General features: G+C 68.5%; 24 protein-coding genes and 2 pseudogenes. 10 read left to right on the forward strand and 16 right to left on the reverse strand.

Going from position 1 to position 24974, the window contains the following annotated elements; translation table 11 throughout:
* Positions 1–41 precede the first annotated feature (41 nt).
* Entirely contained in the window at positions 42–377 is a 336-nt protein-coding gene (locus ACSQ19_RS12515; RefSeq protein ID WP_296279095.1) for a hypothetical protein, read from the forward strand.
* Between the two features lie 45 nt (positions 378–422).
* Here ACSQ19_RS12515 and ACSQ19_RS12520 read toward each other — a convergent pair whose 3' ends face one another.
* A complete protein-coding gene (locus ACSQ19_RS12520) occupies positions 423–1157 on the reverse strand; it encodes a ThuA domain-containing protein (RefSeq protein WP_435997349.1) in 735 nt (244 codons plus the stop codon).
* Positions 1158–1266: 109 nt separating this feature from the next.
* Between ACSQ19_RS12520 and hutU the strand changes: the two genes are divergently transcribed.
* Complete coding sequence (gene hutU / locus ACSQ19_RS12525) at positions 1267–2934, forward strand: urocanate hydratase (protein ID WP_435997351.1); 1668 nt, start codon at positions 1267–1269, stop codon at positions 2932–2934.
* A gap of 108 nt (positions 2935–3042) precedes the next feature.
* Entirely contained in the window at positions 3043–3732 is a 690-nt protein-coding gene (locus ACSQ19_RS12530; RefSeq protein WP_435997353.1) for a hypothetical protein, read from the forward strand.
* A gap of 496 nt (positions 3733–4228) precedes the next feature.
* On the opposite strand, the gene ACSQ19_RS12535 is transcribed toward ACSQ19_RS12530, so the two are convergent.
* From ACSQ19_RS12535 to ACSQ19_RS12575, 9 genes are all read right to left on the reverse strand, one after another.
* A complete protein-coding gene (locus tag ACSQ19_RS12535; RefSeq protein ID WP_435997355.1) occupies positions 4229–5815 on the reverse strand; it encodes a sensor domain-containing phosphodiesterase in 1587 nt (528 codons plus the stop codon).
* Between the two features lie 172 nt (positions 5816–5987).
* Positions 5988–6515 carry a lipocalin family protein gene (locus tag ACSQ19_RS12540; protein ID WP_299341186.1) on the reverse strand — a complete coding sequence of 176 codons (528 nt, stop codon included), beginning with the start codon at positions 6513–6515 and terminating at the stop codon, positions 5988–5990.
* 1 nt (position 6516) lies between these two features.
* Positions 6517–7599 carry a class I SAM-dependent methyltransferase gene (locus tag ACSQ19_RS12545; RefSeq protein WP_435997358.1) on the reverse strand — a complete coding sequence of 361 codons (1083 nt, stop codon included), beginning with the start codon at positions 7597–7599 and terminating at the stop codon, positions 6517–6519.
* Positions 7596–8393, reverse strand: coding sequence for a DUF1295 domain-containing protein (locus ACSQ19_RS12550; protein WP_435997360.1), 798 nt, complete (start codon positions 8391–8393; stop codon positions 7596–7598). The genes ACSQ19_RS12545 and ACSQ19_RS12550 overlap by 4 nt, the downstream gene beginning before the upstream one ends.
* A complete protein-coding gene (locus tag ACSQ19_RS12555; protein ID WP_435997362.1) occupies positions 8390–9640 on the reverse strand; it encodes a class I SAM-dependent methyltransferase in 1251 nt (416 codons plus the stop codon). Before ACSQ19_RS12555 ends, ACSQ19_RS12550 begins: the two co-directional genes overlap by 4 nt.
* Entirely contained in the window at positions 9637–10428 is a 792-nt protein-coding gene (locus ACSQ19_RS12560) for a DUF1365 domain-containing protein (RefSeq protein WP_435997364.1), read from the reverse strand. Before ACSQ19_RS12560 ends, ACSQ19_RS12555 begins: the two co-directional genes overlap by 4 nt.
* Entirely contained in the window at positions 10425–11708 is a 1284-nt protein-coding gene (locus ACSQ19_RS12565; protein ID WP_436000975.1) for an NAD(P)/FAD-dependent oxidoreductase, read from the reverse strand. Before ACSQ19_RS12565 ends, ACSQ19_RS12560 begins: the two co-directional genes overlap by 4 nt.
* A gap of 2 nt (positions 11709–11710) precedes the next feature.
* Positions 11711–12661 (reverse strand): acyl-CoA desaturase, encoded by a 951-nt coding sequence (locus tag ACSQ19_RS12570; protein WP_296279106.1) that lies wholly within the window; start codon positions 12659–12661, stop codon positions 11711–11713.
* A gap of 66 nt (positions 12662–12727) precedes the next feature.
* Positions 12728–13510: a hypothetical protein gene (locus tag ACSQ19_RS12575; RefSeq protein WP_435997367.1), complete on the reverse strand. Its 783-nt coding sequence runs from the start codon at positions 13508–13510 to the stop codon at positions 12728–12730.
* Positions 13511–13654: 144 nt separating this feature from the next.
* Between ACSQ19_RS12575 and ACSQ19_RS12580 the strand changes: the two genes are divergently transcribed.
* Both ACSQ19_RS12580 and ACSQ19_RS12585 read left to right on the forward strand, forming a co-directional pair.
* Complete coding sequence (locus tag ACSQ19_RS12580; RefSeq protein WP_435997369.1) at positions 13655–14281, forward strand: sigma-70 family RNA polymerase sigma factor; 627 nt, start codon at positions 13655–13657, stop codon at positions 14279–14281.
* A complete protein-coding gene (locus ACSQ19_RS12585; RefSeq protein ID WP_299341203.1) occupies positions 14278–14946 on the forward strand; it encodes a ChrR family anti-sigma-E factor in 669 nt (222 codons plus the stop codon). The genes ACSQ19_RS12580 and ACSQ19_RS12585 overlap by 4 nt, the downstream gene beginning before the upstream one ends.
* 12 nt (positions 14947–14958) lie before the next feature.
* On the opposite strand, the gene ACSQ19_RS12590 is transcribed toward ACSQ19_RS12585, so the two are convergent.
* Complete coding sequence (locus ACSQ19_RS12590; protein WP_435997371.1) at positions 14959–15498, reverse strand: PH domain-containing protein; 540 nt, start codon at positions 15496–15498, stop codon at positions 14959–14961.
* Between the two features lie 206 nt (positions 15499–15704).
* On the opposite strand from ACSQ19_RS12590, the gene ACSQ19_RS12595 reads away from it, so the two are divergent.
* Positions 15705–16955 carry a putative DNA modification/repair radical SAM protein gene (locus ACSQ19_RS12595; protein WP_299341208.1) on the forward strand — a complete coding sequence of 417 codons (1251 nt, stop codon included), beginning with the start codon at positions 15705–15707 and terminating at the stop codon, positions 16953–16955.
* An 8-nt stretch (positions 16956–16963) separates the two neighbouring features.
* Positions 16964–17776 (forward strand): annotated as a pseudogene (locus ACSQ19_RS12600) (TIGR03915 family putative DNA repair protein); the annotation flags it as partial.
* A 15-nt stretch (positions 17777–17791) separates the two neighbouring features.
* Here ACSQ19_RS12600 and ACSQ19_RS12605 read toward each other — a convergent pair.
* A complete protein-coding gene (locus tag ACSQ19_RS12605) occupies positions 17792–18193 on the reverse strand; it encodes a GFA family protein (protein ID WP_435997374.1) in 402 nt (133 codons plus the stop codon).
* A 348-nt stretch (positions 18194–18541) separates the two neighbouring features.
* Here ACSQ19_RS12605 and ACSQ19_RS12610 point away from each other — a divergent pair, with 348 nt between their 5' ends.
* Entirely contained in the window at positions 18542–20104 is a 1563-nt protein-coding gene (locus ACSQ19_RS12610; RefSeq protein ID WP_435997376.1) for a M20/M25/M40 family metallo-hydrolase, read from the forward strand.
* A gap of 34 nt (positions 20105–20138) precedes the next feature.
* Here the strand turns inward: ACSQ19_RS12610 and ACSQ19_RS12615 are convergent, their stop codons facing one another.
* The 3 genes and pseudogenes from ACSQ19_RS12615 to ACSQ19_RS12625 all read right to left on the reverse strand — a co-directional run bounded on the left by ACSQ19_RS12615 (position 20139) and on the right by ACSQ19_RS12625 (position 22122).
* Positions 20139–20528, reverse strand: coding sequence for a DUF1428 domain-containing protein (locus ACSQ19_RS12615; protein ID WP_299342603.1), 390 nt, complete (start codon positions 20526–20528; stop codon positions 20139–20141).
* Positions 20523–20876 (reverse strand): annotated as a pseudogene (locus ACSQ19_RS12620) (DUF1428 domain-containing protein); the annotation flags it as partial. The gene ACSQ19_RS12615 and the pseudogene ACSQ19_RS12620, both read right to left, overlap by 6 nt.
* Before the next feature lie 142 nt (positions 20877–21018).
* Entirely contained in the window at positions 21019–22122 is a 1104-nt protein-coding gene (locus ACSQ19_RS12625) for a DUF1615 domain-containing protein (RefSeq protein WP_435997378.1), read from the reverse strand.
* 97 nt (positions 22123–22219) lie between these two features.
* On the opposite strand from ACSQ19_RS12625, the gene ACSQ19_RS12630 reads away from it, so the two are divergent.
* A complete protein-coding gene (locus tag ACSQ19_RS12630) occupies positions 22220–22615 on the forward strand; it encodes a hypothetical protein (protein WP_435997380.1) in 396 nt (131 codons plus the stop codon).
* 248 nt (positions 22616–22863) lie between these two features.
* On the opposite strand, the gene ACSQ19_RS12635 is transcribed toward ACSQ19_RS12630, so the two are convergent.
* Positions 22864–23373, reverse strand: a complete 510-nt coding sequence (locus ACSQ19_RS12635) for a hypothetical protein (RefSeq protein ID WP_435997382.1) — start codon at positions 23371–23373, stop codon at positions 22864–22866.
* 117 nt (positions 23374–23490) lie between these two features.
* Here ACSQ19_RS12635 and ACSQ19_RS12640 point away from each other — a divergent pair, with 117 nt between their 5' ends.
* Positions 23491–24972: a DUF1800 domain-containing protein gene (locus tag ACSQ19_RS12640; RefSeq protein ID WP_435997384.1), complete on the forward strand. Its 1482-nt coding sequence runs from the start codon at positions 23491–23493 to the stop codon at positions 24970–24972.
* Positions 24973–24974 lie beyond the last annotated feature (2 nt).

The following is a 24974-nucleotide window of genomic DNA, read 5'->3' on the forward strand; positions in this document are numbered from 1 at the left end:
TGGGCGTATCGTCGTTACCCAGCTCGGCCGGAGCCCCTCTCATGAAGTACGTCTCTGCCTTATTCGCTGCCTGCCTGATGGCGGCTGCCGCGCAGGCGCAAGCGCAGGCGTCCGTCGAGCGTGACGGAGACGCCCAGGCGCCGGAGCGCGCCGCCGATGCGACAGCGCCTGTCGCCCCGCCATCGAAGCATCAGGAAAAGCCTCGCCTGTCGGATGCGCATTGCATCCGCAACACCGGCAGTCGTATTCGCCAGCGTGACGCCCGGGCGCGTTGCAATGGCCTGCCGGGTCGCTCCTACACGAAGGACGAACTCGACCGTACCGGCCAGACCGGCCTCGGCCAGGCGTTGCGCACGCTGGATCCGTCCATCCGTTGACACGGTGGCGGTGTGCCCGCTTCCTCGCCAAGGCGGGCGGACGTGTCAGCAGTCGTCCGAACGCCCGGCGGCGTAGCGCAGTCCGCGCCCGAGCTGTGCGAGGACGTTCGGATCCTCGTACACCTTCGCGTCGTGGCCGAGTCCGGTGTACCAGCTGCGGCCACCCTCGAAGGCATGGCACCACGCGATGGGGTGGTCTCCGCCCATCGTGCCGCCCTCGTAGTCGCGCTCGTCCACCGTGGCGATGACCTGCACCTGTCCGCGCGGACTGTCGCGGTAGTTGTACAGCTCGTCGGTGATGCGCCAGCGTGGCCCGACAGGCTTCCCGTCGTGCTCGGCCTGCACGTGCGCCGATTGCAGCCCGGGAGGATGGCTCCTGAAGTAGGCGCCGACCAGGCGTCCATACCAGGGCCACGCGTACTCCGTGTCGGCCGCTGCATGCACGCCGACGAACCCGCCGCCCGCGCGCACGAACCCTTCCATCGCCGCCTGCTGCCCGGCATCCAGCACATCGCCGGTGGTGCTGGCGAACACGACCACGCGATAACGCGACAGGTTGCCGGCAGTGAACGCACCTGCGTCCTCGGTGTGGTCGGCCCGCAGGCCCGCTTCGGTCGCCAGCACCTTCAACGTCGCGACGGCCGCGGGGATCGCGTCGTGACGGAATCCCGCGGTCTTGGTGAAGATAAGTAACCGGTCGGGCGGAGCGGCATGTGCGGGCGACAGCAGCGACAGGCTGGCCAGCAGCAAGGGAGCAGCGATGACGCGGGAAAGGTTCATGGCCGGATTCTGCCATGGCGCCCTTCATGCACTGCAGCATGGCGATGGCTCGCGCCCGACCAGTCCTCGCGCCGATAATGACGGCAATCCCTTTATCCGGAACGCCCGCATGTCCGATCCCCGCCACGACCCGTCCCGCGTCATCCGCGCGCCGCGCGGTGCCACGCTCACCTGCAAGTCCTGGCTCAGCGAAGCGCCGTACCGGATGCTGCAGAACAACCTGGATGCGGACGTCGCGGAAGATCCCACCTCGCTGGTCGTCTACGGCGGCATCGGCCGCGCCGCGCGCGACTGGGCCTGCTACGACGCCATCCTGAAGTCGCTGCGCGAACTCGACGACAACGAGACCCTGCTGGTGCAGTCGGGCAAGCCGGTCGGCATCTTCCCCACGCATCCCGATGCGCCGCGCGTGCTGATCGCCAACTCCAACCTGGTGCCGCACTGGGCCACGTGGGAGCACTTCAACGAACTCGACCGCAAGGGCCTGGCGATGTACGGCCAGATGACCGCCGGCTCGTGGATCTACATCGGCAGCCAGGGGATCGTGCAGGGCACGTACGAAACCTTCGTCGAGATGGGTCGGCAGCACTACGGCGGCGACCTGACCGGCAAGTGGATCCTCACCGCCGGCCTCGGCGGCATGGGGGGCGCGCAGCCGCTGGCCGCGGCGCTGGCGGGCGCGAACTCGCTCAACATCGAATGCCGCCAGTCCAGCATCGACATGCGCCTGCGGACGCGCTACGTGGACGAACAGGCCACCGACCTCGATGACGCCCTCGCGCGCATCGCGAAGTACACGGCCGCCGGTGAGGCGAAGTCCATCGCGCTGCTCGGCAACGCCGCGGAGATCCTGCCGGAACTGGTGAAGCGCGGCGTGCGTCCGGACGCCGTCACCGATCAGACCAGTGCGCACGACCCCGTGCACGGCTACCTGCCGATCGGCTGGACCGTGGAACAGTGGCTGGCCGAACAGAAGGCCGAACCCGAACGCGTGCGCGATGCCGCCAAGCAGGCCATGCGCGTGCACGTGGAGGCGATGCTTGCGTTCCAGCAGATGGGCGTGCCCACGTTCGACTACGGCAACAACATCCGGCAGATGGCGTTCGACCAGGGGTTGAAGAACGCGTTCGATTTCCCGGGCTTCGTGCCGGCCTACGTGCGTCCGCTGTTCTGCCGCGGCGTGGGCCCGTTCCGCTGGGTCGCGCTCAGCGGCGACCCGGAAGACATCTACAGGACCGATGCCAAGGTGAAGGAGCTGATCCCCGACGATGCGCACCTGCATCGCTGGCTGGACATGGCGCGCGAGCGCATCAGCTTCCAGGGCCTGCCGGCGCGCATCTGCTGGGTCGGCCTGGGCCTGCGCCACAAGCTGGGCCTGGCGTTCAACGAGATGGTGCGCAACGGCGAACTGAAAGCACCGGTCGTGATCGGTCGCGACCACCTCGACTCCGGCAGCGTGGCCTCGCCCAACCGCGAGACCGAAGCGATGAAGGACGGCAGCGATGCGGTATCCGATTGGCCGCTGCTCAACGCGATGCTCAACGTCGCCGGTGGCGCCACCTGGGTGTCGCTGCACCATGGTGGCGGCGTGGGCATGGGCTACTCGCAGCACTCGGGCGTGGTCATCGTCTGCGACGGCACGGCGGAGGCCGACAAGCGCATCGCGCGCGTACTGTGGAACGATCCCGGCACCGGCGTGATGCGGCATGCGGATGCCGGTTACGACATCGCCGTGCAGTGCGCGAAGGAGCAGGGGTTGAAGCTGCCGATGGCGTGATCGTGATCAGGGTCGGCCGTACGGGGTCGTTGAGAGCTCCGCATCTTCGGGACGGCGGATAGGGATCGCTCGGGGAGTCCGAGGTACTCGAAAGAGGATTTCAAGCGGATGTTCGCTGCGCTGGATGAGAGCGATCTCATCCAGCGAGGCCTCGGCCCGCTGACGCAAGAGGCGCGCGAGGCGCTCACCGAGTTGCTGGCAGAGCGTGGGCTGGCAGGGCATGCGCTCGACCTGAAGGTAGCGGAGGTCAGGCGGTCCCTGTTCGAGCGCAGTGGCGTGACCAACCACTGCGACTACTGCGGGAAGTCCGTCATTCTCCAGCCCGTGAGGCGCGGCGCCCAGAAGTTCTGCAGCCAGTGCTGCAGCGAGGACTCCATGCTGTCCGCGCGGGCGGCGACACTTGCTCCCGACCTCGTCTACCAGCATGCAATCGCCATGAAGTTCGGCGAATGTCCATGCTGCCAGCGTGGCGGCCGGACCATTGAAGTGCGCGACGCTTATCACGTGGTCTCGCTGGTATGGATATACAGATACTCTGAAACCGACCAGCTCTGCTGTCGCGAGTGTGGGAGCAAAGCGAACGGATGGGCGGCGGCTGTGTGCGCATTGACGGGCTGGTGGTCGGTGTTGGGCCTGTTCTCTACCCCCTACGTCATCATGAAGAACCTCCTGGCTGTGTACCGGCGGAGAGACGGCATCGAGCCTTCTCCCAAACTCCTCTACCGGGCGCAGCTGGACCTTGCGCGCAAACTGCCGGCGCTGCCCGACGCCGCCAGCCTCGGCACTTCCGCGCGCTGACCCCAGCGCTCCGTCGCTCCCCCGGTCCAGCAGCGGGACATCCTTCTTGCCCGGTGCCCAGGCCGGCGCCCCGGGCGCCATCCCGAGGCGTCGCCGCGTACGGGCGGCGGCGGCCGGATGTGTCATGCTTGCCGTCGTCTCAACGACTGGAGTAAACGTGATGGCCAAAGGCCTGGACAAGAAGAAAGAGACGAAGAAGAAGCCTGCGAAGACCCTGAAGGAAAAGCGGGCGGAGAAAGGCGAGAAGAAGGCGACGCGCGGATTCGCGCCCACCTGATCCGGATATCTGGACTGAGGTTCGATCCCGGGCGAGCATGGCGGACCCGGGAGGTGCGGGGTGGTGTACGCGGCGAGGGGCCGGACACTCCCATTCGCGCATGATCCATCCGTTCGTGCCAAGCGCATCCAGCGCGCGTCAGCGCCGTGCGGGGTGTCCGCATCCGGTCAGGCGACGCGCGCAACGGCAACGTGCCGCGTAGACCAGCCCTGCATGGGCTCAGGGCGAATCCGCGCTGCCAAGGCGCGCCAGCTGCTCCTCCAGTTCCACCTGCCGCGAGATGTCGGTGAACACGCCGAACCAGCCGCTGCTGCCGTCCTCCATGGTGCGGCGGATCGCACGACTGGACACCCAGCGCCAGCGGTCATCGAACCAGAACAGGCGGAACCGCGTCTCGAAGGTGTCGCGCGCGTGCACCGCAACCAGCCATTCGGCGCGCACGCGCACGCGGTCTTCGTCTTCCATGCGTGCATACCAGGTCGCCAGTCGCGCTTCCATGGTGCACCCTTCGGGTTCCTGCGGCGCCGGGCTGATGTAGGTCAGCGCGCCATCGCCGTCGCTCACCCACGCCACGTTGGGCCCGAGTTCCACTGCGCCGCGGTAGATCGCCTCCCGCGCCCGCATCTCTTCCTCCGCGTGCTTGCGGTCGGTGATGTCGATGGCGACCACCGACACGCCGATGGGCTGCGCCATCTCGTCGGTCACGCGCGTGCCGACCACCAGGAAGGTTTCTTCGCGGTTCGGGAAGCGGAATTCGACGCGGGAGATGTCGCCCCTGTCCAGGATCCGCTGCGATGCCTGCATGATCCATGCCGCGATGTCGGGCGTGTAGACCTGCTGGACATGCGCATCCACGATCTCGCGCAACGGCCTGCCCACCATATGCGCGAACTGCGTGTTCGCCGCCGCGTAGCGCATGTCCGTGTCGAGGAAGGCCAGTCCGACGGGCGCATTGGTGTAGAGGGAGGACAACTGGTGCTGCCGCAGCCACGGCGACAACGGCCGTGACGCGGGCGACGCGGCGTGCACGGGCGCGTTGGTCAGCAGGTTTGCCACGGCATCGCCCGGCATCGGCTTGCCCGTCAGCCAGCCTTGTGCGAAATCGCAGCCCAGCTCGCGCAGCACGTCCGCCTGGGCGCCGGTCTCCACGCCTTCGGCGACGATCGGTACGTCCAGGCTGTGTCCCAGCCCGATGATGGCCGAGACCACCTTGCGGCTCTCGCGGTCGGTCGCCAGGCGCCGGATCAGGCTGCCATCGATCTTCAGTTCGTCGAAGCCTAAACGGCTCAAGCGCACCATGCTGGAGAACCCCGTGCCGAAATCGTCCAGCGCCACGCGCACACCATGCGACTTCAGGTAACCGAACGCACGCTCGGTCGCGGGTTCGTCCTCGACCAGCTCATCCTCGGTCATCTCGATGCAGATGCGATCCAGGGAAAACGACGATTCGGACATCGCTTCCAGCAGCAGGCGCACGGCGGGCGCGTCCTGCAGCAGCGAAGGCGGCACGTTGAATGCCAGGCAGAAGTGGCCAGGCCATGCGCTGGCCTCGCTGCAGGCGCGGCGCGCGAGACTCAGGGTCAGCAGTGGCAGCAGCGATGCCTGCAGCGCGATGGGGATGAAGTCTTTCGGCGGCACGTCGCCGAACGCGGGATCGTGCCACCGTGCCAGTACTTCCAGTCCGTGGATGGCGCCTGTCCGAAGGCAGACGATCGGCTGGTAGGCCGGGAATATCTTCTCGTGGCAGACCGCATCGGCGATCCGCTCACGGAGCATGTTGGCCGTGTGAAACGGTGGCGTCGCCATGCAGCTCCCCTGTGCAGCCTCGCCGGACAGCCCCGTATCGCCGGGGAACCTTTCCCCATCGGCCGTGGAAGGCACGACTTGAGCGACACCGACCACCTTAGCGCGCGTCGTCGTGCGACGAAAGCGCGTCCCGGCCCGAGCTCACGTAAGGGCGGTTACATGGTTGTGGTGCTCATTGCGGGACGCGGCGGATCTTCGATACGTCGTAGCCCAGCGCTTCGATCTGCCGGATGCGCGCCTGGTAATCGGCGTCGGGAATCTGCGGCGTGCGCGCCATCAGCCAGACGTAATCGCGCTTGCTGCGGCCGACGATGGTCTGCTGGTAATCGGCATCGACCCAGGCGATGACATATTCGGCCTGGATCGGCCAGACGAACTGCATGTCCCAGACCGCGCCGCCTCCGTCCGGCTTCACCGTGCCAACCGGATGCATGGTTTTCTCCGGACCGTCCAGCGCGCCCTTGCGGAAGCGGAACGTGGTCTGGATGCGGCCGTCCGGCATGCGGGCGTAGGACTCGACCGCCTTGTAGGCCTCCCGCTCCGGGAAGGAGGGGATGTGGGCGATGACGTACCAGTCGCCCATGAAGCGGTCCACGTCCACCGGTGCGGCGGTCGGGATGGAAGGCTTGACGTTGCCGGAGCGGCATGCGGCGGTCGTCGCGACGACCAGTGCGAGTACGAGAAAGGGCAGGGTACGCATGTCAGTGCCCCCGCGCCGGACGCTGGAACCGGTAATGCGCCACCAGCCACTCCTGGCCGTTGCGGTAGCCGAACAGCTCCGCGCACGCCATCCAGAACATGCGCCAGCGCTGGTTCCACAGCGCGGCGGCATCGCCATACGCCTCGCGCAGCACGCCCATCACCGCTTCGCGGTTCGCGTCGTGCCGGGCCAGCCAGTGGTTGGCGGTGCGTTGGTAATGTGTGCCGTCGAGCAGCCAGCGCTCCTGCAGGTGCAGATGGTCCTGGAAGAACAGCAGCAGGTCGGCCGACGGCATCATGCCGCCGGTGAAGAAGTGCCGGCCCATCCAGTTGTCTTCCCCCTGCGTCTCGAAGGGATACATCAGGTGGCGGTGGACGAAGATGTGCACGAACAGCGCGCCGCCCGGGCGCAGCGCATCGTGGATGCGGCGCATCAGCGCGGCATGGTTGCTGACGTGCTCGAACATCTCCACCGACACGCAGCGGTCGAACGCCTGCGGTTCCAGTTGCAGCTGGTTCACGTCGCAGGTGATGACGCGCACGTTGCGCAGGCCGCGCTCGGCGCAGCGCGCTTCGATGAACTGGCGCTGCGAGTTCGAATTGGACACGGCGGTGATGCGCGCGTTCGGATAGCGCGCGGCCATCCACAGGGTCAGCGAGCCCCAGCCGCAGCCCAGCTCCAGGATGTCCTGCCCGTCGGCCAGCGCGGCGCGCTCGCCGTACAGCGCCAGCATCGCCTCTTCGGCCTGGTCGAGCGCTTCCGCGCCGGTCGGGTAGTAGCAGCTGCTGTACTTCAGCCGTTCGCCAAGGCAGTGACGGAAGAAATCGGCCGGCAGTTCGTAGTGCTGCCGGTTGGCGGCATCGGTATGCACGGCCAGCGCGCCCTGGCGCAAGGCGCGCAGGCGGTGCGCCAGCAACGCGGATTGCGCTTCCTGGCCGCCTTCGCTCTCGTCGCGCAGTCGCTGGGCGCACAGCTGGCGGATGCCGGCGCGGATCGCCGCATCGGGCAGCAGGCCACGTTCGGCCAGGCCCAGCAGGCCCGGGGCAGCCTTGTCGGCAGCCAGTTCTTCCACCATCGCGTTCATCGTGTCGCCTCCTCGGCGGCGGGTTTGGGAAACCAGGGGAACAGCATCGGCGTCGTACGCTGGTACTCGCGGTAATCGTCGCCGCGCGTGCGCAACGCCTGCGCTTCCGTGTACGGGATGCCGCTGATCCAGCGCAGGAACACGTACATCACCACCGGCCCGCACCACGACAGCCACGCCCACGGCGAACCGACGGCGAGCGCGATGTAGGCGAACCAGTGCAGCCACTCGAAGAAGTAGTTCGGATGGCGCGAATACCGCCACAGCCCGTCTCGGCAGGTCTTCCCGCGGTTGCCGGGGTCGGCACGGAAGCGTGCCAGCTGGCGGTCGGCGATGGCCTCGCCGGCCACGCTCGCGATCCAGATCGCCACCGCCAGCACGAGCCACGGCCATGCAGTGTCGACCGGGCTGCGTGCGGCCGCGGCGAAGGGCAGTGCGAACAGCACCACCAGCAGTGCCTGCGCCATGAAGAACAGGAACAACTTGCCCTGGTGGCCTTGCCAATGCTCGCGGAGGTACCGGTAGCGGCCGTCTTCGGGCTCGCTGCGCACGCGGTGCCAGAGATGCAGCGCAAGGCGCGCACCCCAGGTCCCGCCCAGCACGGCAAGGACGGCGCGGGCCTGCCAGGCGCCGTCGCCCAGGGCGGCCAGTAGCACCGCCGCGCCGCCCACGCAGGCCGACCACAGCACGTCGACGATGCCGGTGTTCTCGTGCCGTCGCTGCCATGCCCAACCCAGCGTCATCACCGCCGCCGCCAGCACGGCGACAAGACCGAGCGCATGCAACGGATTCATACGGCCTCCATCGCGTGGCCGGGGCGCGCCATCAGCACGTGCGACACGCCGATGGAACGCTCGAGGAAGCCGCCCTCGCAGTACGCCAGATAGAACTCCCACAGGCGGATGAAACGCTCGTCGAAGCCCTGCGCGCGTACCTCGGCCAGGCGGGTCATGAAGCGACGGCGCCATGCGCGCAGCGTGTACGCGTACGACAGGCCGAAGTCTTCCTGGTGCACCACCTGCAGGTCGCTGGCCCGTGTCTTCGCGGCATACATCGCACTGAGCGACGGGATGAAACTGCCAGGGAAGACGAAGCGCTTGATGTAATCCACCGAATCGCGCGCCTGCGCATAGCGGTGGTCTTCGATGGTGATCGCCTGCAGCAGCGCCCGGCCACCGGGGCGCACCAGGCTGCCCAGCTTGCCGAAGAACGTCTCCAGGTACTGCGCTCCGATCGCTTCTATCATTTCGATCGACACCAGCTTGTCGTACTGACCCTGCAGGTCGCGGTAGTCCTGCAGCAGCAGCGTCACCCGGTCCTGCAGGCCGGCGGCGGCCACGCGGGCGCTGGCCATCGCGTGCTGTTCGCGCGAGATCGTGGTCGTGGTGACGTGGCACCCGTAGTGCTGTGCCGCGTGCAGGGCGAAACCGCCCCAGCCGGTGCCGATCTCGACCACGCGATCGCCCGGGACCAGCGCCAGCTTGCGGCACACCGCATCGAGCTTGCGGTACGACGCGGTGTCCAGGTCGTCGTCCGGCGAGGCGAACATCGCCGACGAGTACATGAGGTCCGGCGACAGGAGCAATGCGAAGAAATCGTTGCCCAGGTCGTAGTGCGCCGCGATGTTTCGACGGCTGCCTTCGCGCGTGTTGCGGCGGAGCGCATGCCAGCTGCGCAACGCCCAGCCACCGAGCCGGGCCAGGCCGCCTTCCATGCCGTCGAGCAGTGCGCGGTTGCGCACCAGCAATCTCACCAGCGCGACCAGGTCGTCGCAACGCCACTGGCCGGCGATGTAGGACTCGCCGGCGCCCACGCTGCCCTGCGCGGCGACCGCGCGATAGAACGCGGCATCGTCGATCCACAGGTGCACCGCGGGCAGCGCGTCGCCACCGGTCCGGCCGAAACGGTGCTCGCCCAGCGCATCGCGTACCACCAGCATGCCGTGGTCCAGCGCGTCCAGGCGCGCCAGCAACTGCGAGCGCAGCAGGCGGTCGAGCGCGCCGTAGGAAGAAACGGCAGTGACGTCGGCGATCTCGTTCATGGGGTCTCGCGGGCAAGGGAAGGGTGGTCGTGGACGGGTGTGCGCTTCAGCCACAGGCGCAGTGCCTGCCAGTGGATGCCGGTCATCACCTGCGCGGTCATCAGGGGGTAGCGCCACAGCACGCGCGCCAGCGAGGCGCCGTCCAGCGGGCGCCTCTGCAGCGTCAGCGTGGCGTCGAAGGCGCGCTGGCCTTCGCGATCGACCTGCATGTGCACGCGCAGGGCGTCGTCGGGCGTACTGAAGCGCCAGTGGTAGGCGCACGCCATGGGCAGGAAGGGCGAGACATGGAAGGCCTTGTCGAAGCCCCATTCCCAGCCGTCGCCTTTCGGCACGCCGTCGCGAACGGGCAGCACGTAGCTGTGCCGCTCGCGCCAGGGCGTGTTGGTGATCTCGGCAAGCACGGCGTCCAGGGTGGTGCCGTCGGGCTGGAAGCAGTAGTAGAAGCTCACCGGGTTGAACACGTAGCCGCCATAGCGCAGATGCGTCAGCAAGCGGACCGGACCTTGCGGGCGATGGCCGGTTTCGCGCGCGACGCGATCGCGCACGGCCTCGGCCAGGGGCTGCTCGTGGGGCGACAGGTAGTCGCTGCGACGGAATTCGGCCAGGTTGCAGCGATTCACCGACCACAGCCAGCGTCGGTCGAAGATGCGTTCCACCTCGTCCAGGTCGAGGTAGAGCTGCGCCATGCGGTAGCGGAAGGCGTGCGGGCGCGGCGCATGCCGCCGATGGCGCACCCATCCTTCGTACACCGCGCTGGCGAGGTCCGCCTTGGCCGGCCCGGCATTCATGCCGGCACCGGTGCGTCTTCGCGGATCACGGGACCCGCCGCATGCTGCGTCTCGAATGCCTCGACCAGCGCGCGCGCGCTGCGGATGCCATCCTCGTGGAAGCCCCAGCCCCAGTACGCGCCGGCGAACCAGGTACGCCGCACGCCCTGGATCTCGGCCTTGCGCCGCTGCGCCGCCACCATGGCATGGTCGTACACCGGGTGCCGGTAGTGCATGCGTCGCAGGACGCGCGCCGGATCGATGGCCTCGCTGCGGTTGAGCGTCACCACGAACGGCTCCGGCGAGTCGATACCCTGCAGCAGGTTCATGCAGTAACTCACCGTGCAGGGCGCGGCGGGATCGGCGGGAAGATGCGCGTTCCACGCGGCCCAGGCCTTGCGATGGCGCGGCAGCAGGCGGGCGTCCGTGTGCAGCACGGTGTCGTTGGACTGGTAGCGGATCGCGCCCAGCACGCCGCGCTCGCGCGCGTCGGCATCGTGCAGCAGGCGCAGCGCGTCGTCGCTGTGGCAGGCCATCACCACATGATCGAAACGTTCGGTGCCGGTGGCGGTCATCACGCCCACGTGCTCCTCGCAGCGGAGCACGGAATGCACCGGCGTGGAGACCCGCTCGCGCACCTTCCACCGCCGGCGCAGCGCCTCCACGTAGGTCGCCGAGCCGCCCGTCACCACGCGCCACGGCCGGCGTTCGCCGAGCGTGAGCATATGGTGGTTGGCCATGAACTGCACCAGGTAACGGGCCGGAAAGGCGAGGATGCCCTGCGGCGGCGACGACCACAGGGCCGAGGCCATGGGCACCAGGTGCTCGTCCCGGAAGGCGGCGCCATAGCCGCCCTGACGAAGGTAGTCGCCGAGGGTGGGGCCCGGATCGTCACCCTCGAGCAGCGCGGGCGCTTCGCGATAGAAGCGGGCGAGGTCGCGCAGCATGCCCCAGAAGCGCGGCGACACCAGGTTGCGGCGCTGGCAGAACAGCGTGTCCAGTGACGTCGCGTTGTATTCCAGGCCGCTGCGCGCGCTGTGGACGGAGAAACTCATCGTCGTCGGTTGCGACGCCACGCCGAGTTCGTCGAACAACCCGCACAACAGGGGATAGTGGTCGGGGTTGAACACGATGAAGCCGCTGTCGATGCGGTATTCGCGGCCCGCCTGAACGACGGTATGCGTATGCGTGTGGCCACCGAGGTAGTCGTTGGCCTCGAACAGCGTCACCTCGTCTTGCTGCGACAACCACCAGGCCGAGGCCAGCCCGGCGATGCCCGATCCGATGACCGCGATGCGCATGCTCAGCGCCTCGCCTTGGCCAGTACCCACGCGGGCACCGGCTTGAGATCGCGCACCAGCCCGAACAGCGCCATTGCGCGCAGGCCGTACCAGGTCAGGTCGATTTCCCACCAGCGGAATCCCTGCCGCGCGGTGCCGGGAAAGAAGTGGTGGTTGTTGTGCCAGCCCTCGCCGAACGTCAGCAGCGCCAGCCACAGGTTGTTGCGGCTGTCGTCGCGCGTATCGAAACGGCGGCGGCCGAAGCGGTGCGCCAGCGAGTTGATGGTCACGGTGGCGTGGAACAGCACGACCGTCGAGACGAAGAAGCCCCAGACCAGCATCTGCCCGCCGCTGGTGCCGAGGTGCGGTGCCACGCGTTCCAGCAGCGCACCGACACCGTACAGCGCGGCCGCCAGCAGCACTGGCACGACGGTGTCGTAGCGGTCCAGCCAGCGCAGTTCGGGATAGCGCGCCAGGTCGGGGATGCGCGACCAGTCGGTGCGGAAGCCGCCCCGCGTCAGGAACCAGCCCGCATGGCTCCACCAGAATCCATGCACGGCGGGGGAATGCGGATCGGCCGCGGTGTCGGCATGGCGATGGTGGTTGCGGTGGTGCGCCGCCCACCACAACGGACCGCGCTGCACGCTGGACGCGCCGATCAGTGCGAACACGAACTGCAGCACGCGCGACGTGCGGAACGTGCGGTGGGAGAAATAGCGGTGGTAGAAGCCTGTGATGGCGAACATGCGTACCGCGTACAGCACTGCGGCCACGATCACCGCCACCGGGGATACGCCGACCCAGAACACGGCCAGGCAGGCCAGGTGCATGCCGATGAAAGGGGCGGCACGCAGCCAGTCGATCCGGTCGCCACCATCCTCGTGTTCCTGCGCCGCCTGGGTGTCGAACCAGCGTCGCAGCGCCGGCAGCACACGGGGCGCCGGCGGGGGAGTGGGGGAATCGCTGGCCGGCATCAGGAGGTCTCGATCGCTTGAATCCCTAGTACGACCGAACGCGCGCTTTGGATGCGTGAAGACCGCTCACCCGCAGCGGCCGACCAGTGGCGTGGCCAACGCATCGCGCAGTGCACGCGCATCCGCCGCGGCGGGCGGCTGCGGGAACACGATGCGTACGTCCTGGTGCCGGCCCTTGTCGTCGCGGATGGTGGCGATGCCGGCGAATTCCAGCAGGCGCTGGTCCGCATTGGCGTAGGTCAACTGCATCGTCGGGGCGACGAAGCCGTACCAGCGATCCAGCTTCATCGCCATGCGCTGGGCGGGGATGCCGTTCCAGCGTACGACCTCGCCGGGATCCAGCTTCACCGGCATGAAGTCGAACCGGCTGGGCAACAGGAACGGTTGGGTCACGTCGCGTCCCGCGCGCAGGGTGTTCCAGTGCAGCCGCACGCTGGCATCGAATCCGGCATCGATGACCGCCCCGGCAGGCACGGCCAGCGTGCGCTCCTTCGCAGGTGCGCCCGCCTTTTCCCTGACATAGACCACCCGCCCGCGCTCGCTGCTGCGCACCCCCTCCCGGTAGCCGTCGCGCGCATCCTCGAAATCGAAGTCCGGCGCCTGTGCGGTCGCGCGGTCCACCACCGTCTTGCGCGCGAAGGCCCGGCCATCGGGGCAGCGGTAGAGGACCAGCCGCCGGGCGCTGCCTTCTTGCCGGTAGCGCCAGTGGGACTCGCGGTACAGCACAGTATCGCCCTGGCGGGCGTAGGCGGTCGCCTCCTGCCGCAACACGCCCGTATCGGGGCGCGCGGCCGGGCTGGCCAGCATCAGGGCGGCGAAGAGGGGCAGGACGGCCAGGGGACGGGTCATGGGAGCGTGCCGAAGATGAACGGGCTCCTTCTTACGGCACGCACTACGGGACGGATGCTTGGACGACGTGCGCCCCACCTGCATCCGAGTGCCGGTCATCTTCGTAGAGAGCGTCATCACGAACCCAGCGGGACCTGGCATACCATGCCCACCGACCTCACAAGGAGACCGTCGCCCCTGCGGGCGGCACGTCCGGTGTCCACCGTTACCCCCGCCACGCGCGATGTCCACGACTGGACCGGCGACATGCTCGCCGTGGCCCGGCAGCGCGACCGCGCCTGTTTCATGCGCTTGTACGATCATTTCATGCCGCGCCTGTGCCTGTACCTGCGCGGCCTGGGCAATACCGAAGCCGTGGCCGAGGAACTGTCGCAGGAGGCGCTCCTGCGCCTGTGGCAGCGGGCCGCCATGTACGACCCGCAGCAGGGTGCGGTGTCCACCTGGCTGTTCCGCATCGGCCGCAACCTCCATATCGACCGCGTGCGGCGCGAGCCCGGCTGGGTACAGATCATGGAAGACGCCGGCCCGGCTGTCGACGAAGAGCTGGCGCGCCCGTTCAGTTCGGCCGAAGACCACGCCGAACATGCCCATCTGCAGCGCCGCATCGAGGACTTGCCCCCCGTGCAGGCGCGCCTGATGCGCATGTCCTACTTCGAGGCCAAGAGCCACCAGGAGATCGCCGACGAGCTGCAGATGCCGCTCGGCACCGTGAAGTCGCACCTGCGCCGCGCATTCCTGCGGCTGCAGGGCCAAGTACGAGGTCAGTCGTGAACCCGCACCATCATCTCGATCCTTCCACCGTGGTCAGCTACGCCGCCGGCGCACTGGCGGTCGAAGTGGCGATCGTGGCCGCCACCCACCTGGAGACCTGTGCGCATTGCCGCGCGCGCGTGGAAGACGCCGAGCGCATCGGCGGGCACCTGGTCGAGCAGCAGCAGCCGGCCGTCGCTGCCGGCGACCGCCAGGCCGAGCTGCGTGCGTCCATGTGGTCGCGCCTCGACGAGGCGCCCGCGACGGCGACCGTACCGCCCCCGCGCGCGCCGTATGAGGACGACGACCGCCTGCCGGCACCGCTGCACCCGTATTTCGGCACCTCGTACCGCGCTTTGAAATGGCGCTGGATGGCGCCCGGCGTGCATTGCATCCGCGCCCCCAACACCAAGACCGGCACCCTGCTGATGCTGAAGATCGGCCCGGGCCGCAGCATGCCCGTGCACAGCCATGGCGGCACCGAACTGACCCAGATCCTGCGCGGCGCCTACCACGACGCGCTGGGCCAGTTCGCACCCGGCGACGTGGCCGACCTGGACAGCGATGTCGAACACCAGCCGGTCACCGTGCCCGGCACGGCCTGCATCTGCGTGTCGGCCCTCGACGCCCCGCTGCGCTTCCCCGGCTGGCTGGCGCAGCGCCTGCAGCCGTTGTTCAAGCTGTAGCGCCGGCGTGGCTCAGGACGAGGCGCGTTGCTGCCGCAGCAGCCCGGCGATCTCGTCGACGCGTTCGCGGATCGCGTCCAGCGTGTCCTGCGACGAGGACTCCGCAGGCGCGGCCGACGCGTGATGCGGGCGCAGCCGCTCGCGGCGGGCGAGGATCTCGTCGCGCAGCGCGTGGGCGTCGACGATGCCGACCAGCTGCATCGCGTGCGCCTGCCCCGGGCTCTGGCCGGCGGTTTCAACGCGCAGGATGCTCAGGTGGTACAGGCGCAGGATCGGGCCCTCGATGAACGTCACGTCCTGGATGTTCTCCAGCGGGATCGTCTTCTCGACGCGGAAGAGGATGCCCTTGCGGAACTGCAGCGTGCGGTCGTCGACGGTGCATCCGAGCCGCGCGAAGTAATGGCGCGCCCACCATTGGCCGGGCCCCGGCAGCCACAGCAGGATCAGCGGTGCGCCGACCACGCTGATCAGCAGGTACCACGCCACCATCGCGACCAGGTAGGCGCGGATCAACGGATTGAAAGAGGCTTCCAGCGGGGGCGAGGCATGCATGGACGACAGGGTCGGCTCCGGATGACGGCGCGCATTCTGGCACGGCGCGCGCAGGCCGGCATGCGGATGCGGCCGGTCGACCGGCCCCTGATTGCGGACGGCGGGTCGCCGGCGCTGCCCTCGTCGTGCGATGGATCGCGTCGGCATCGTGGGGCGTGTCCCGTGCCGTCTCACGTCCTGCACGCCGACCCGGCTACGATTCGCCCATGCAGTTGAAAGACAAGCTCGCGATCCTCGCCGATGCGGCCAAGTACGACGCATCGTGCGCGTCCAGTGGCGCCGGCAAGCGGCATTCGCTGGGCAAGGGCGGCATCGGCAGCACCGAAGGCATGGGCATCTGCCACTCGTACACGCCGGACGGGCGTTGTGTCTCGCTGCTGAAGATCCTGCTGACCAACTTCTGCATCTACGACTGCGCCTACTGCGTCAACCGCGTGTCCAGCAACGTGCCGCGGGCGCGATTCGCCACCGCGGAGGTGGTCCGGCTGACACTGGAGTTCTACAAGCGCAACTACATCGAGGGCCTGTTCCTTTCCAGCGGCATCATCCGCAACGGCGACTACACGATGGAGCAGATGGTGGAAGTCGCCCGCAGCCTGCGCGAGGACCACCGCTTCGCCGGCTACATCCACCTGAAGACCATTCCCGAAGCGTCGCCGGAACTGCTGGCCGCCGCCGGGCGTTACGCCGACCGCCTTAGCATCAATGTCGAGCTGCCGACCGAGGCCGGCCTGAAGCAGCTCGCGCCGCAGAAAGAGGCGCAGGGCATCCGCGATGCGATGGGCGAACTGCACTGGCGCATCCAGGCCGCGAAGCCCAGCAGGCAGGAAGCGCAGCCGAAGCGGAAACGTCCGCCGAAATTCGCCCCTGCGGGGCAGAGCACGCAGATGATCGTGGGCGCCGACGCGGCGGACGACCGCGCCATCCTGGTCAGCAGCGATGCCCTGTACCGCCAGTTCCGCATGCGCCGCGTGTACTACTCCGCCTTCAGCCCCATCCCGGATGCGTCCACGCAGCTGCCGCTGCGTGCGCCGCCGCTGTTGCGCGAACACCGCCTCTACCAGGCCGACTGGCTGCTGCGGTTCTATGGATTCGACGTCAAGGAGATCGTCGATGGCAGTGGATCGCAGGACGGCATGCTCGACCTGGACATCGATCCCAAGCTGGCGTGGGCGCTGCGGCATCCGGACCGTTTCCCCGTCGACCTGAACACCGCGCCACGCGAGATGCTGTTGCGCGTGCCGGGGCTGGGCGCGCGCAACGTGCAGCGCATCATCGATTCGCGGCAGCAGGGCAGGCTGCGCGTGGCCGATCTTGCCCGCCTGCGCGCGCCGTTGCAGAAGGTACTGCCGTTCATCGTGCTGCTGGACCACCACCCGCGGCAACGCCTGGACGATCCCGTCCGGCTGCGGCGCGAACTGGCTCCGGCGCCACGCCAGGCCGATCTGTTCGGCTGACGCGCGCGATGTTTCGCGCCACGGTGACACCTGCCTGGGATCTCGATGCGTGGCGCGTGCAGGCACGCCACGCCTGGGAAGCCGCGCTGCCCCCGGAGGACGTGGAATGGCAGGCCGATGCGCAGGGCGAATTGCTGGCGGCCACCCCGGTGGCGGATCAGCCCGGCCGGCGGAAGGGCCTGTCGGTGCCTGCCGAATTCATGGCATTCGCAGCCTCGGTGCTCTGCCATCGTGATGCCGGCCGGCATGCGCTGCTGTATCGCTTGTTGTGGCGCATCGGCAACGGCGAGCGGGCGCTGCTCGACCGCGCCACCGATGCCGACGTGCATCGCACGATGCGTTGGGCGCAGGCCGTGCGTCGCGACACGCACAAGATGAAGGCCTTCGTCCGCTTCCGGCAGGTGGACGGCGAAGACAATGCCTATATCGCGTGGTTCGAGCCCGACCATTTCATCGTCGACCGCGTCGCCCCGTTCTTCATGCGCCGCTTCGCCGGCATGCGGTGGGCCATCCTCACGCCCTACCGCAGCGTGCAGTGGGATGGCTCGCAGCTGTGGGCGGGCGAGGGCGCGCAACGCAGCGACGCGCCGGCCGACGATGCCGAGGACACGCTGTGGCGTACGTACTACGCCAACATCTTCAATCCCGCCCGGCTCAACACGCGGATGATGCGGCAGGAAATGCCGCAGAAGTACTGGAAGCACCTGCCGGAGGCGCACCTGCTGCCCGACCTGGTGCGCGAGGCCGGCCGGCGCGTGCGCGAGATGGACGAACGTGAAGCGCAGGCGCCGCGCCGTCGGATTCCGGCCCGCGTGCGCCCGCCACGGGACTAGGCATCACGGCTGGCGCGGGAACGACTGCCAGGATGGGTCGAGCCTTGCCCACGCCGGCGCCGAATCGGTCCAGATGACCGTGTCGGGCGTGATGCCGGCGGGCTCGTCGAGCGTGCCGACGCGGATCACCATGCGTTCGGCATTTGCCGTGGCCTCGCTGAACACCTGCGTGCCACAGGCCGGGCAGAACGAGCGACGCATCGCATTGCCGCTGTCCGCCACGCTGTTCCAGCCACGCAGTTCGCCCTGCACGGTGACCGCGGCGCGCGGCACGATAAGGTTCACCGCTGCGTTGCCGCAGGCCCAGTACTGGCAGTCGCGGCACCAGCACAACCGCACGGCGATCGGCTCCGCATCCAGCACATAGCGCACGGCGCCGCAGCGGCATCCACCTGTCCGGATCATCGTCCACCTCCCTCGGGGAGGAACACGGTAGCGTCCCGCGTGCGTGAGCGAAAGCCGCACTCCGGTGAGGACGGTGCCAAGCGGCGCTGTGCGAGCCGACGCCCGCTGACGACGGTACGCTGCCGACCGTCTGCGGACGGATGGTCTCCCGTGCACCGCCCTTGTCCGGTCGGTACGTGTCGCGGCAATCCCGTTGCGAAGGCGGGCCCTTGCATGAAGCATGGCGGGCGTAGTCCGGCGTGGTTCCGCTCGCGAGGCGCCGCAGGTCACGAACCGCGCCACGGCGTCGCGACGCGCGCGACCCGGCTTGTGTAAGGTCCATGCATGGGAACCCCTACAGGAGTCGTGATGTCCGGCATGCCTTCGCTTTCGATCGGTCTCGTCCTCGCGTTGTCCTGCGCGATGCCGCCTGCCGCCGCCGCGGATTCTCCGCGCCCTGCCTACGCCTGGGCCACCACCGAGGTGTTCGACGTTTCGCGCGTGCCGGCCTACGAAGGTCGCCATGATGCCGTCCACGCGCGCATCGATGCGGACCTCGCGGCGCATGTCGCGCACCTGCAGCGATGGGTGAGGCAGCGATCCATCAGCGCACAGGACGATGGCATCGATGCGATGGCGAGCCTGGTCGCCGACGATCTTCGCGCGCTGGGCTTCAGTGAAGTGCGACGTGTCGAGACACCCGGGCATCCGGGCGTGCTGGGCTACTACGATGCCGGTGCCGAAAAGACGCTTGTCGTCTACATGATGTACGACGTGCAGCCGGTCGAGGACAACTGGCAGATCGACGATCCCTTTGCCGGCTCGCTGGTCGAGAACGAGCACGGCACGGTGCTGATGGCACGCGGTGCCACCAACCAGAAGGGGCCGCAACGCGCGTTCCTGAATGCGTTGGACGCCATGATCAAGACGACGGGCACGCTGCCGGTGAACCTGTACGTGGTCGCCGAAGGCGAAGAAGAGCTGGGTTCGCCGAACTTCGGCAAGGTCATCGAGCCGTGGGTGGATCGACTGCGCAAGGCCGACGGAGCGTTCTTCCCGATGAACATCCAGCGCCCCGATGGCTCCGTATCGCTGAACCTGGGCGTCAAGGGCATCGTGTATTTCGAGCTGGAATCGAAGGGCGGCGCGTGGGGCGGACCGGCGCGGTCGGAAGTGCATGGTTCGGTGAAATCCCTCGTGGATTCGCCTACGCTGCGGCTGGTGCAGGCCATCGCGTCCATGACCACGCCGGACGGCAACACCATCACCATCCCCGGTTACTACGCGCCCGTGACGCCGCCGACCCTGGAGCAGCAGCGCCTGATCAACGCGCTGGCGACCGGTGCCGACGACGCCGCGCAGCAACGCAGCCTGGGCGTCTCGCGCTGGATCGATGGACTGACCGGACGCGATGCGATCGTGCGCAACCTGTTCGAGCCGACGCTCAATGTGGACGGCCTGTGGAGCGGTTACACCGGTACGGGCATCAAGACGATCCTGCCGCATGTCGCCACCGCCAAGATTGACTCGCGATTGCCGCCCGGCCTGGAGCCGGACGACGCGTACCGGATGATCCGTGCACACCTGGACGCCCAGGGCTTCAGCGACATCGCGCTGCGCCCGATGTCCGGCTATCCCGCCGCCTCGACGTCGGTCGAGGCGCCGCTCGTGCGATCCATGCTGGGCGTGCTGAACAAATACGGTGCCACGACGCGTGTCTCGCCCTGGCTCGCGGGCAGCGCGCCGTTCCACCAGTTCACGCGCACGCTGGACCTGCCTTTCGTGTTCGGTGGGCTGGGCTACGGCACCGGTGCGCACGGGCCGAACGAATTCATGCTGATCCACCCGGCCGCCGGCGTGAAGGCGGCAGGACTGGCCGACATCGAGAAGTCCTACGTCGACATCCTGCACGCCCTGGCGGAGACGCGCTGAGCCCGCGTGCCGGCCGTCCCGCGGCCCCGCTTGCCTAGGCGCGGAGTTCCACGATGGGCGTGAAGCCGCCGAAGACCATCCGCTGGCCGTCGAACGGCATCGGCGGATTGTCCTTGTTGGAAGGATCCATGCGCGGATCTTCCATCATCTTCTGCATGCCGGCGTCGCGGGTCGCCTTGTCGGGCCATTCGATCCACGAGAACGCCACCGTTTCGCCATCCTTCGCCTGCACCGCACGATGGAAATCCGTCTGCTTGCCGTGCGGCACGTCGTCACCCCAGCCTTCGACGATGCGGCTGGCGCCGTACCCCATGAAAATCGTGTCGAACGTGGTCGCATACTCGGTAAAGGCCGCCTTGCCCGTCGTCGGCGCAGCCAGGATGAAGCCGTCGACGTAGGACGACGGCGCACCGTCGTCGCCCAGCACCAGCGTGGGTACGAAACCCCCGAAGATCAGGCGCTTGCCGTCGAATGGCATGGGATTGTTCTCCGGCGACATGCGCGGGTCGTCCATCATCTTCTGCATGCCGGCATCGCGCGTGGCCTTGTCCGGCCATTCGATCCACGAGAACACCACGCTCTCGTCCTCCGTCGCCTGCACCGCCTTGCGGAAATCGGTGACCTTGCCGTCCGGAACGTCGTCGCCCCAGCATTCGACCACGCGGGTGGCGCCCTGTTCGATGAAGACGGGATCGCCGAGGGTGGCGTGGTCGACGAACTTCTGCTTGTTGGCGGTCGGCACGGCGGCCACGAAACCATCGAGGTACGGCATGGAATCCTCCGGGGGATGCGGCACCGGGATGGTGCCTTCCTGAGAGCGACGAACGGGCCAGGGCGCTTTCGACACGGCCGGCGATCACCGGGGAATCGTGGCGTGGTCGCGACGACGTGGGGGCCTGCGCCCGCCACGCCATTCAGCGCTGCAGGCACCGGCGGTAGCGTTCGTCCACGCGCGTGGCGAACCAGGCGGTGGTGAGTTCGCGCGTGATCTTCGGGCTCTCGAGCCTGATGCCGGGGATGACGGCGCGCGGCAGCGGCTTGCCCGCGCGCGCTTCGGCCAGTGCGTAGACGCGGGCGTACAGGTCGGTGTCGCCGAAGTCGAGGCGCGTGCCGCGCTCCAGTGCCTCGCGGATGGCGCGCTCGTCCATGCGCAATGCGCCCGACAGCTGGCGCACCGCGCGCTCCGTCTGGCCGGGCCTGTCCAGTGGAGCGCCCGGATTCAGCAGATCGCCATCGAGCGACAGCGCGACTCCCGTCGCGATGCCGACGGCGCTCTGGAAGGCGGCATTGCGGCTGGCGTACCAGCCGGCGTTGTAGTCGGCGAAGCGATGCACCTTGCGCGTGTAGGGCGTGTCGTAACCCAGCAGGTGGGCGATGCCGAAATACAGCCCGCCACGTCGCGTGAAGACCTCATCGCGGATGCTGCCGTCGACCGGATAGGGGTAGCCGGCGGCCTTGGATTCGGCGAACGGAATGCCCACCTGCATCGGTCCCCCGGTCTGCACCGGGTTGTAGTCGGAGAACAGCCGCGCCCCCAGTGGCACGCTGCCGATCATGTCCTCGTAGAGGTCGCTGAGGTCGCGTTCGGTACGCACGGTGCGCAACCGCTCCGCATAGGTGCGGCCATCGGGCGAACGCAGCGCCAGCGCCGCGTCCACGACGAATCGTGGGACGTGCAACGACGCCGCGCGGCGGTCTATCTCGCTGCGCGCGATCTTCGGCAGGTTCGCCACCGCGGGATTGGCCACATAGCCGGATTCCTGCTCGGTGACGGCGAGCACGGCGCAGATGTTCTCGCTGTTGGGCTCGATCCGTTGCGTCGCGAATGCGGTTTCGATGTCGGCCGCCCAGCGCTCGCGGTCGACGACCTTGGACGGCATCCGGCGCACGATCTCGCTGCGTGTGTCGGCGGCGGGACGTGTCGGCACCGGTGGCGCGGTCACGCAGCCGGCAAGCGCCAGCAAGCAGAGCAGTACCAGCGGGCGGGAGAGGGAGCGGCACGGCGAGCGCGGGATCATGCGCGCAGCATACGGAGCATGACGCGCCGATGCACGACGGCGGGCGACATGGCAGGGCGCGAAGGAAAATCGCCTCGGCTCCCCTGGTGCCGTCGTCATGGCAACAGCGCTCGAAAACCCCTCCTGGTCCTCACTGGATTCGATCCATCGCGATATTGTCCTTCGCGAGGGTGAGGTTGCCCGCTATCCCGCCGACCATGCTCCGGTTATCGGCGTCGCGTCCGCCCGCGCATCCTTGCGGCCGGCGCTCTACGCACGTGTGGAGCGCCACGATGCCGTCTACCTGCCCGGCATCGCGTCGCCCCCACCTGCGGGATGGATGCCGAGATTTCGGTCTTCTGCACGCATCCGGACTTCACGGGGCGCGGCTATGCGCGGCACACAAACGTTCCTGCGCGTCAGCCGGGACAACCCGCGCGCAATGGATCTGTCCCAACGCGTGGGCTATCGCGTGCGGTGCGACATCGGGTTCTGGTCATTGCGCCGCTGCTGACGGAATGCCTTGCGCGGCGTATGAGCCGGCCCGGCGCGCCGTCAGGGAAACAGTGCGCCGCCCAGCATCGCCAGCGTCATGCCCAGGCCGAGGAAGGCCAGGCGTTGCAGCAGGGGCAGGGGAGCAGTAGCGCGGTGCATGGGACCATCCAACCGTGTTCGACGCGAACGCGCCGTGAAACCCCTGTCCTCTTGTAACGCCGTCCGACGAGCGGGCAGGCCATGCCGCCCGACGGACGGTCGGGTGCGTCAGGCCGGGGCGCGCTGCAACCCGTCGCCACGCGCCTTGCGCAACGCGCGTACCTGCAGGGCCATGCCCGCGAGGAATACCAGCAGCGTGGCGCCCACCAGTTTCTGCAGCAACGGATCCTGCGGACCGGAGACCAGCGGTGCGCCCACCGGAACGCGCGTCAGCGTTTCGGTGAAGCCCGGGATGAAGTGGAAGTACACGGTCAACGTGAAGGCCAACGAAGCGGCCACGTGCCGCCACGAGCCCGAAACCGCGCCCCGACCGAGCAGCACGGCTGCGCCGAGCACGACCAGCGTCAGCACGGTCAGGCCATGGGCTTCGCTCAGCTTGCCCGTGCGCATCAGGAAGAAGCTGGTGATGCAGGTGGCCACGGTGAACCAGGTGTAGGTCTTGCCGAGCGGCGTGGCGTAGCGGATGTCGTGGTAACGCAGCAGGGCGTAGAGCCCGCCGAAGAGGGAAACCAGGCTGATCGCAGTGTGGAACCAGCCGAAAGGCGTGATGCCGAGCATGGGGAACCCCTTGGTGTGCGCGGAGGGCGCAGGGCACGCTAGCACGCCACCCGTAGCACGGCCGGCGCCGTCCGTCGTCGCTTGCATGCGCTCGCGGGTCGTGCACCGTCCGGGTGCATGCGACGCATCGCCGCTGCGCTGTCAACGCAAGCGCGCGCCAACCGTTTCCGTCATGCCACCGGATGGGAGCACTGCATGATCGCGCGAGAAGCCTTGAGCGCCGCCAACCGCTTCGGACTGGGTGCACGCCCCGGGACGTTGAGTCGCATGGGCGATCCGCGCGCGTGGCTGCACGCGCAGCTCGCGTCGCCCGTGCGGCCGGTCGACAGCGGCTTGCCGTCGAGCACGGAGTATCTGCAACAGGAATACGACTACCTGCGGCTGCGTCGCGAGGCGCGCAGGACCCCCTCGCAGGAGAACGCGGCGATGGGCTTCCGTGAGCGCTTCGCCCAGGGCCAGCTGCGCGAACTGGGATGGCGCTATCGCCAGGCGGTCGCGACGGAACAGGATTTCGTGGAGCGGCTGGTGCGTTTCTGGTCGAACCACTTCGCCGTCTCCGCAGACAAGCGCACGGCGGCGCTGCATGCCGCGCCGATGGAGCGCGAAGCCATCCGTCCGCACGCGGTGGGCGATTTCGCCGACCTGCTGCTGGCGGTCGAGCGGCACCCCGCCATGCTGCGCTACCTCGACAACGTGCGCTCGGTGGGCGAGGGGTCGCGGCAGGCGCAACGGCAACGTCGGCGCACGGAGGGCACAGGCGACGCGTCGCCGCGGCGGGCCGGCCTGAACGAGAACCTGGCGCGCGAGATCCTGGAATTGCACACGGTGGGCGTCGATGGCGGTTACTCGCAGGACGACGTGCGCGAACTCGCGCGCGCCATCACCGGCTGGAGCATCGCCGCGCCGCGCGATGCCGGCGCGACGACGTCGGACGCCTTCCGCTTCCGCGCCAACGCGCACGAGGCCGGTGCGCGCGTGGTGCTGGGGCGCCGCTATCCGGCGGACGGCGAGGCCCAGGGGCGCGCCATCCTGCGCGACCTGGCGTCGCATCCGTCGACCGCGCGCCACGTGTGCGGCAAGCTGGCACGTCATTTCGTCAGCGACACGCCGCCGCCTGCACTCGTCGAACGCATGGTCGTGGCGTGGCAGCGGCACGGCGGCGCGTTGCGTCCCGTGTACGCGGCCCTGATCGACAGCGCGGACGCCTGGTCGCCCGACGCGCGCAAGCTGAAGACGCCCGATGATTTCCTGGTATCGGCCTTGCGCAGCACCGACACGCAGCCGGGTGATAGGCCGCGTGCCCTGATGGGGCTGCTGGGGCGTCTGGGGCAGCCTGCGTTCACGCCGCGCTCGCCCGCCGGCTTTGCCGACGATGCGGCCGCATGGTCCGGTGCGGACGCGGTCTGGAAGCGTATCCAGGCGGCGCAGTCGCTCGCCGAATCCGCCACGCCGGTCGATCCCGATCCCTTGCGCATCGCAACGAGCGTGTTCGGCGACCGGCTCGATGCGGACACGGCACTGGCCGTGCGCCGCGCCGAGTCGCCGCGCGAAGGATTGGCGTTGTTGTTCGCCAGTCCCAGCTTCCAGTGGAGGACCTGACC

It is taken from the genome of Pseudoxanthomonas sp. LjRoot127 (assembly GCF_964253495.1).
In the GTDB taxonomy this organism is placed as follows: Bacteria; Pseudomonadota; Gammaproteobacteria; order Xanthomonadales; family Xanthomonadaceae; genus Pseudoxanthomonas_A.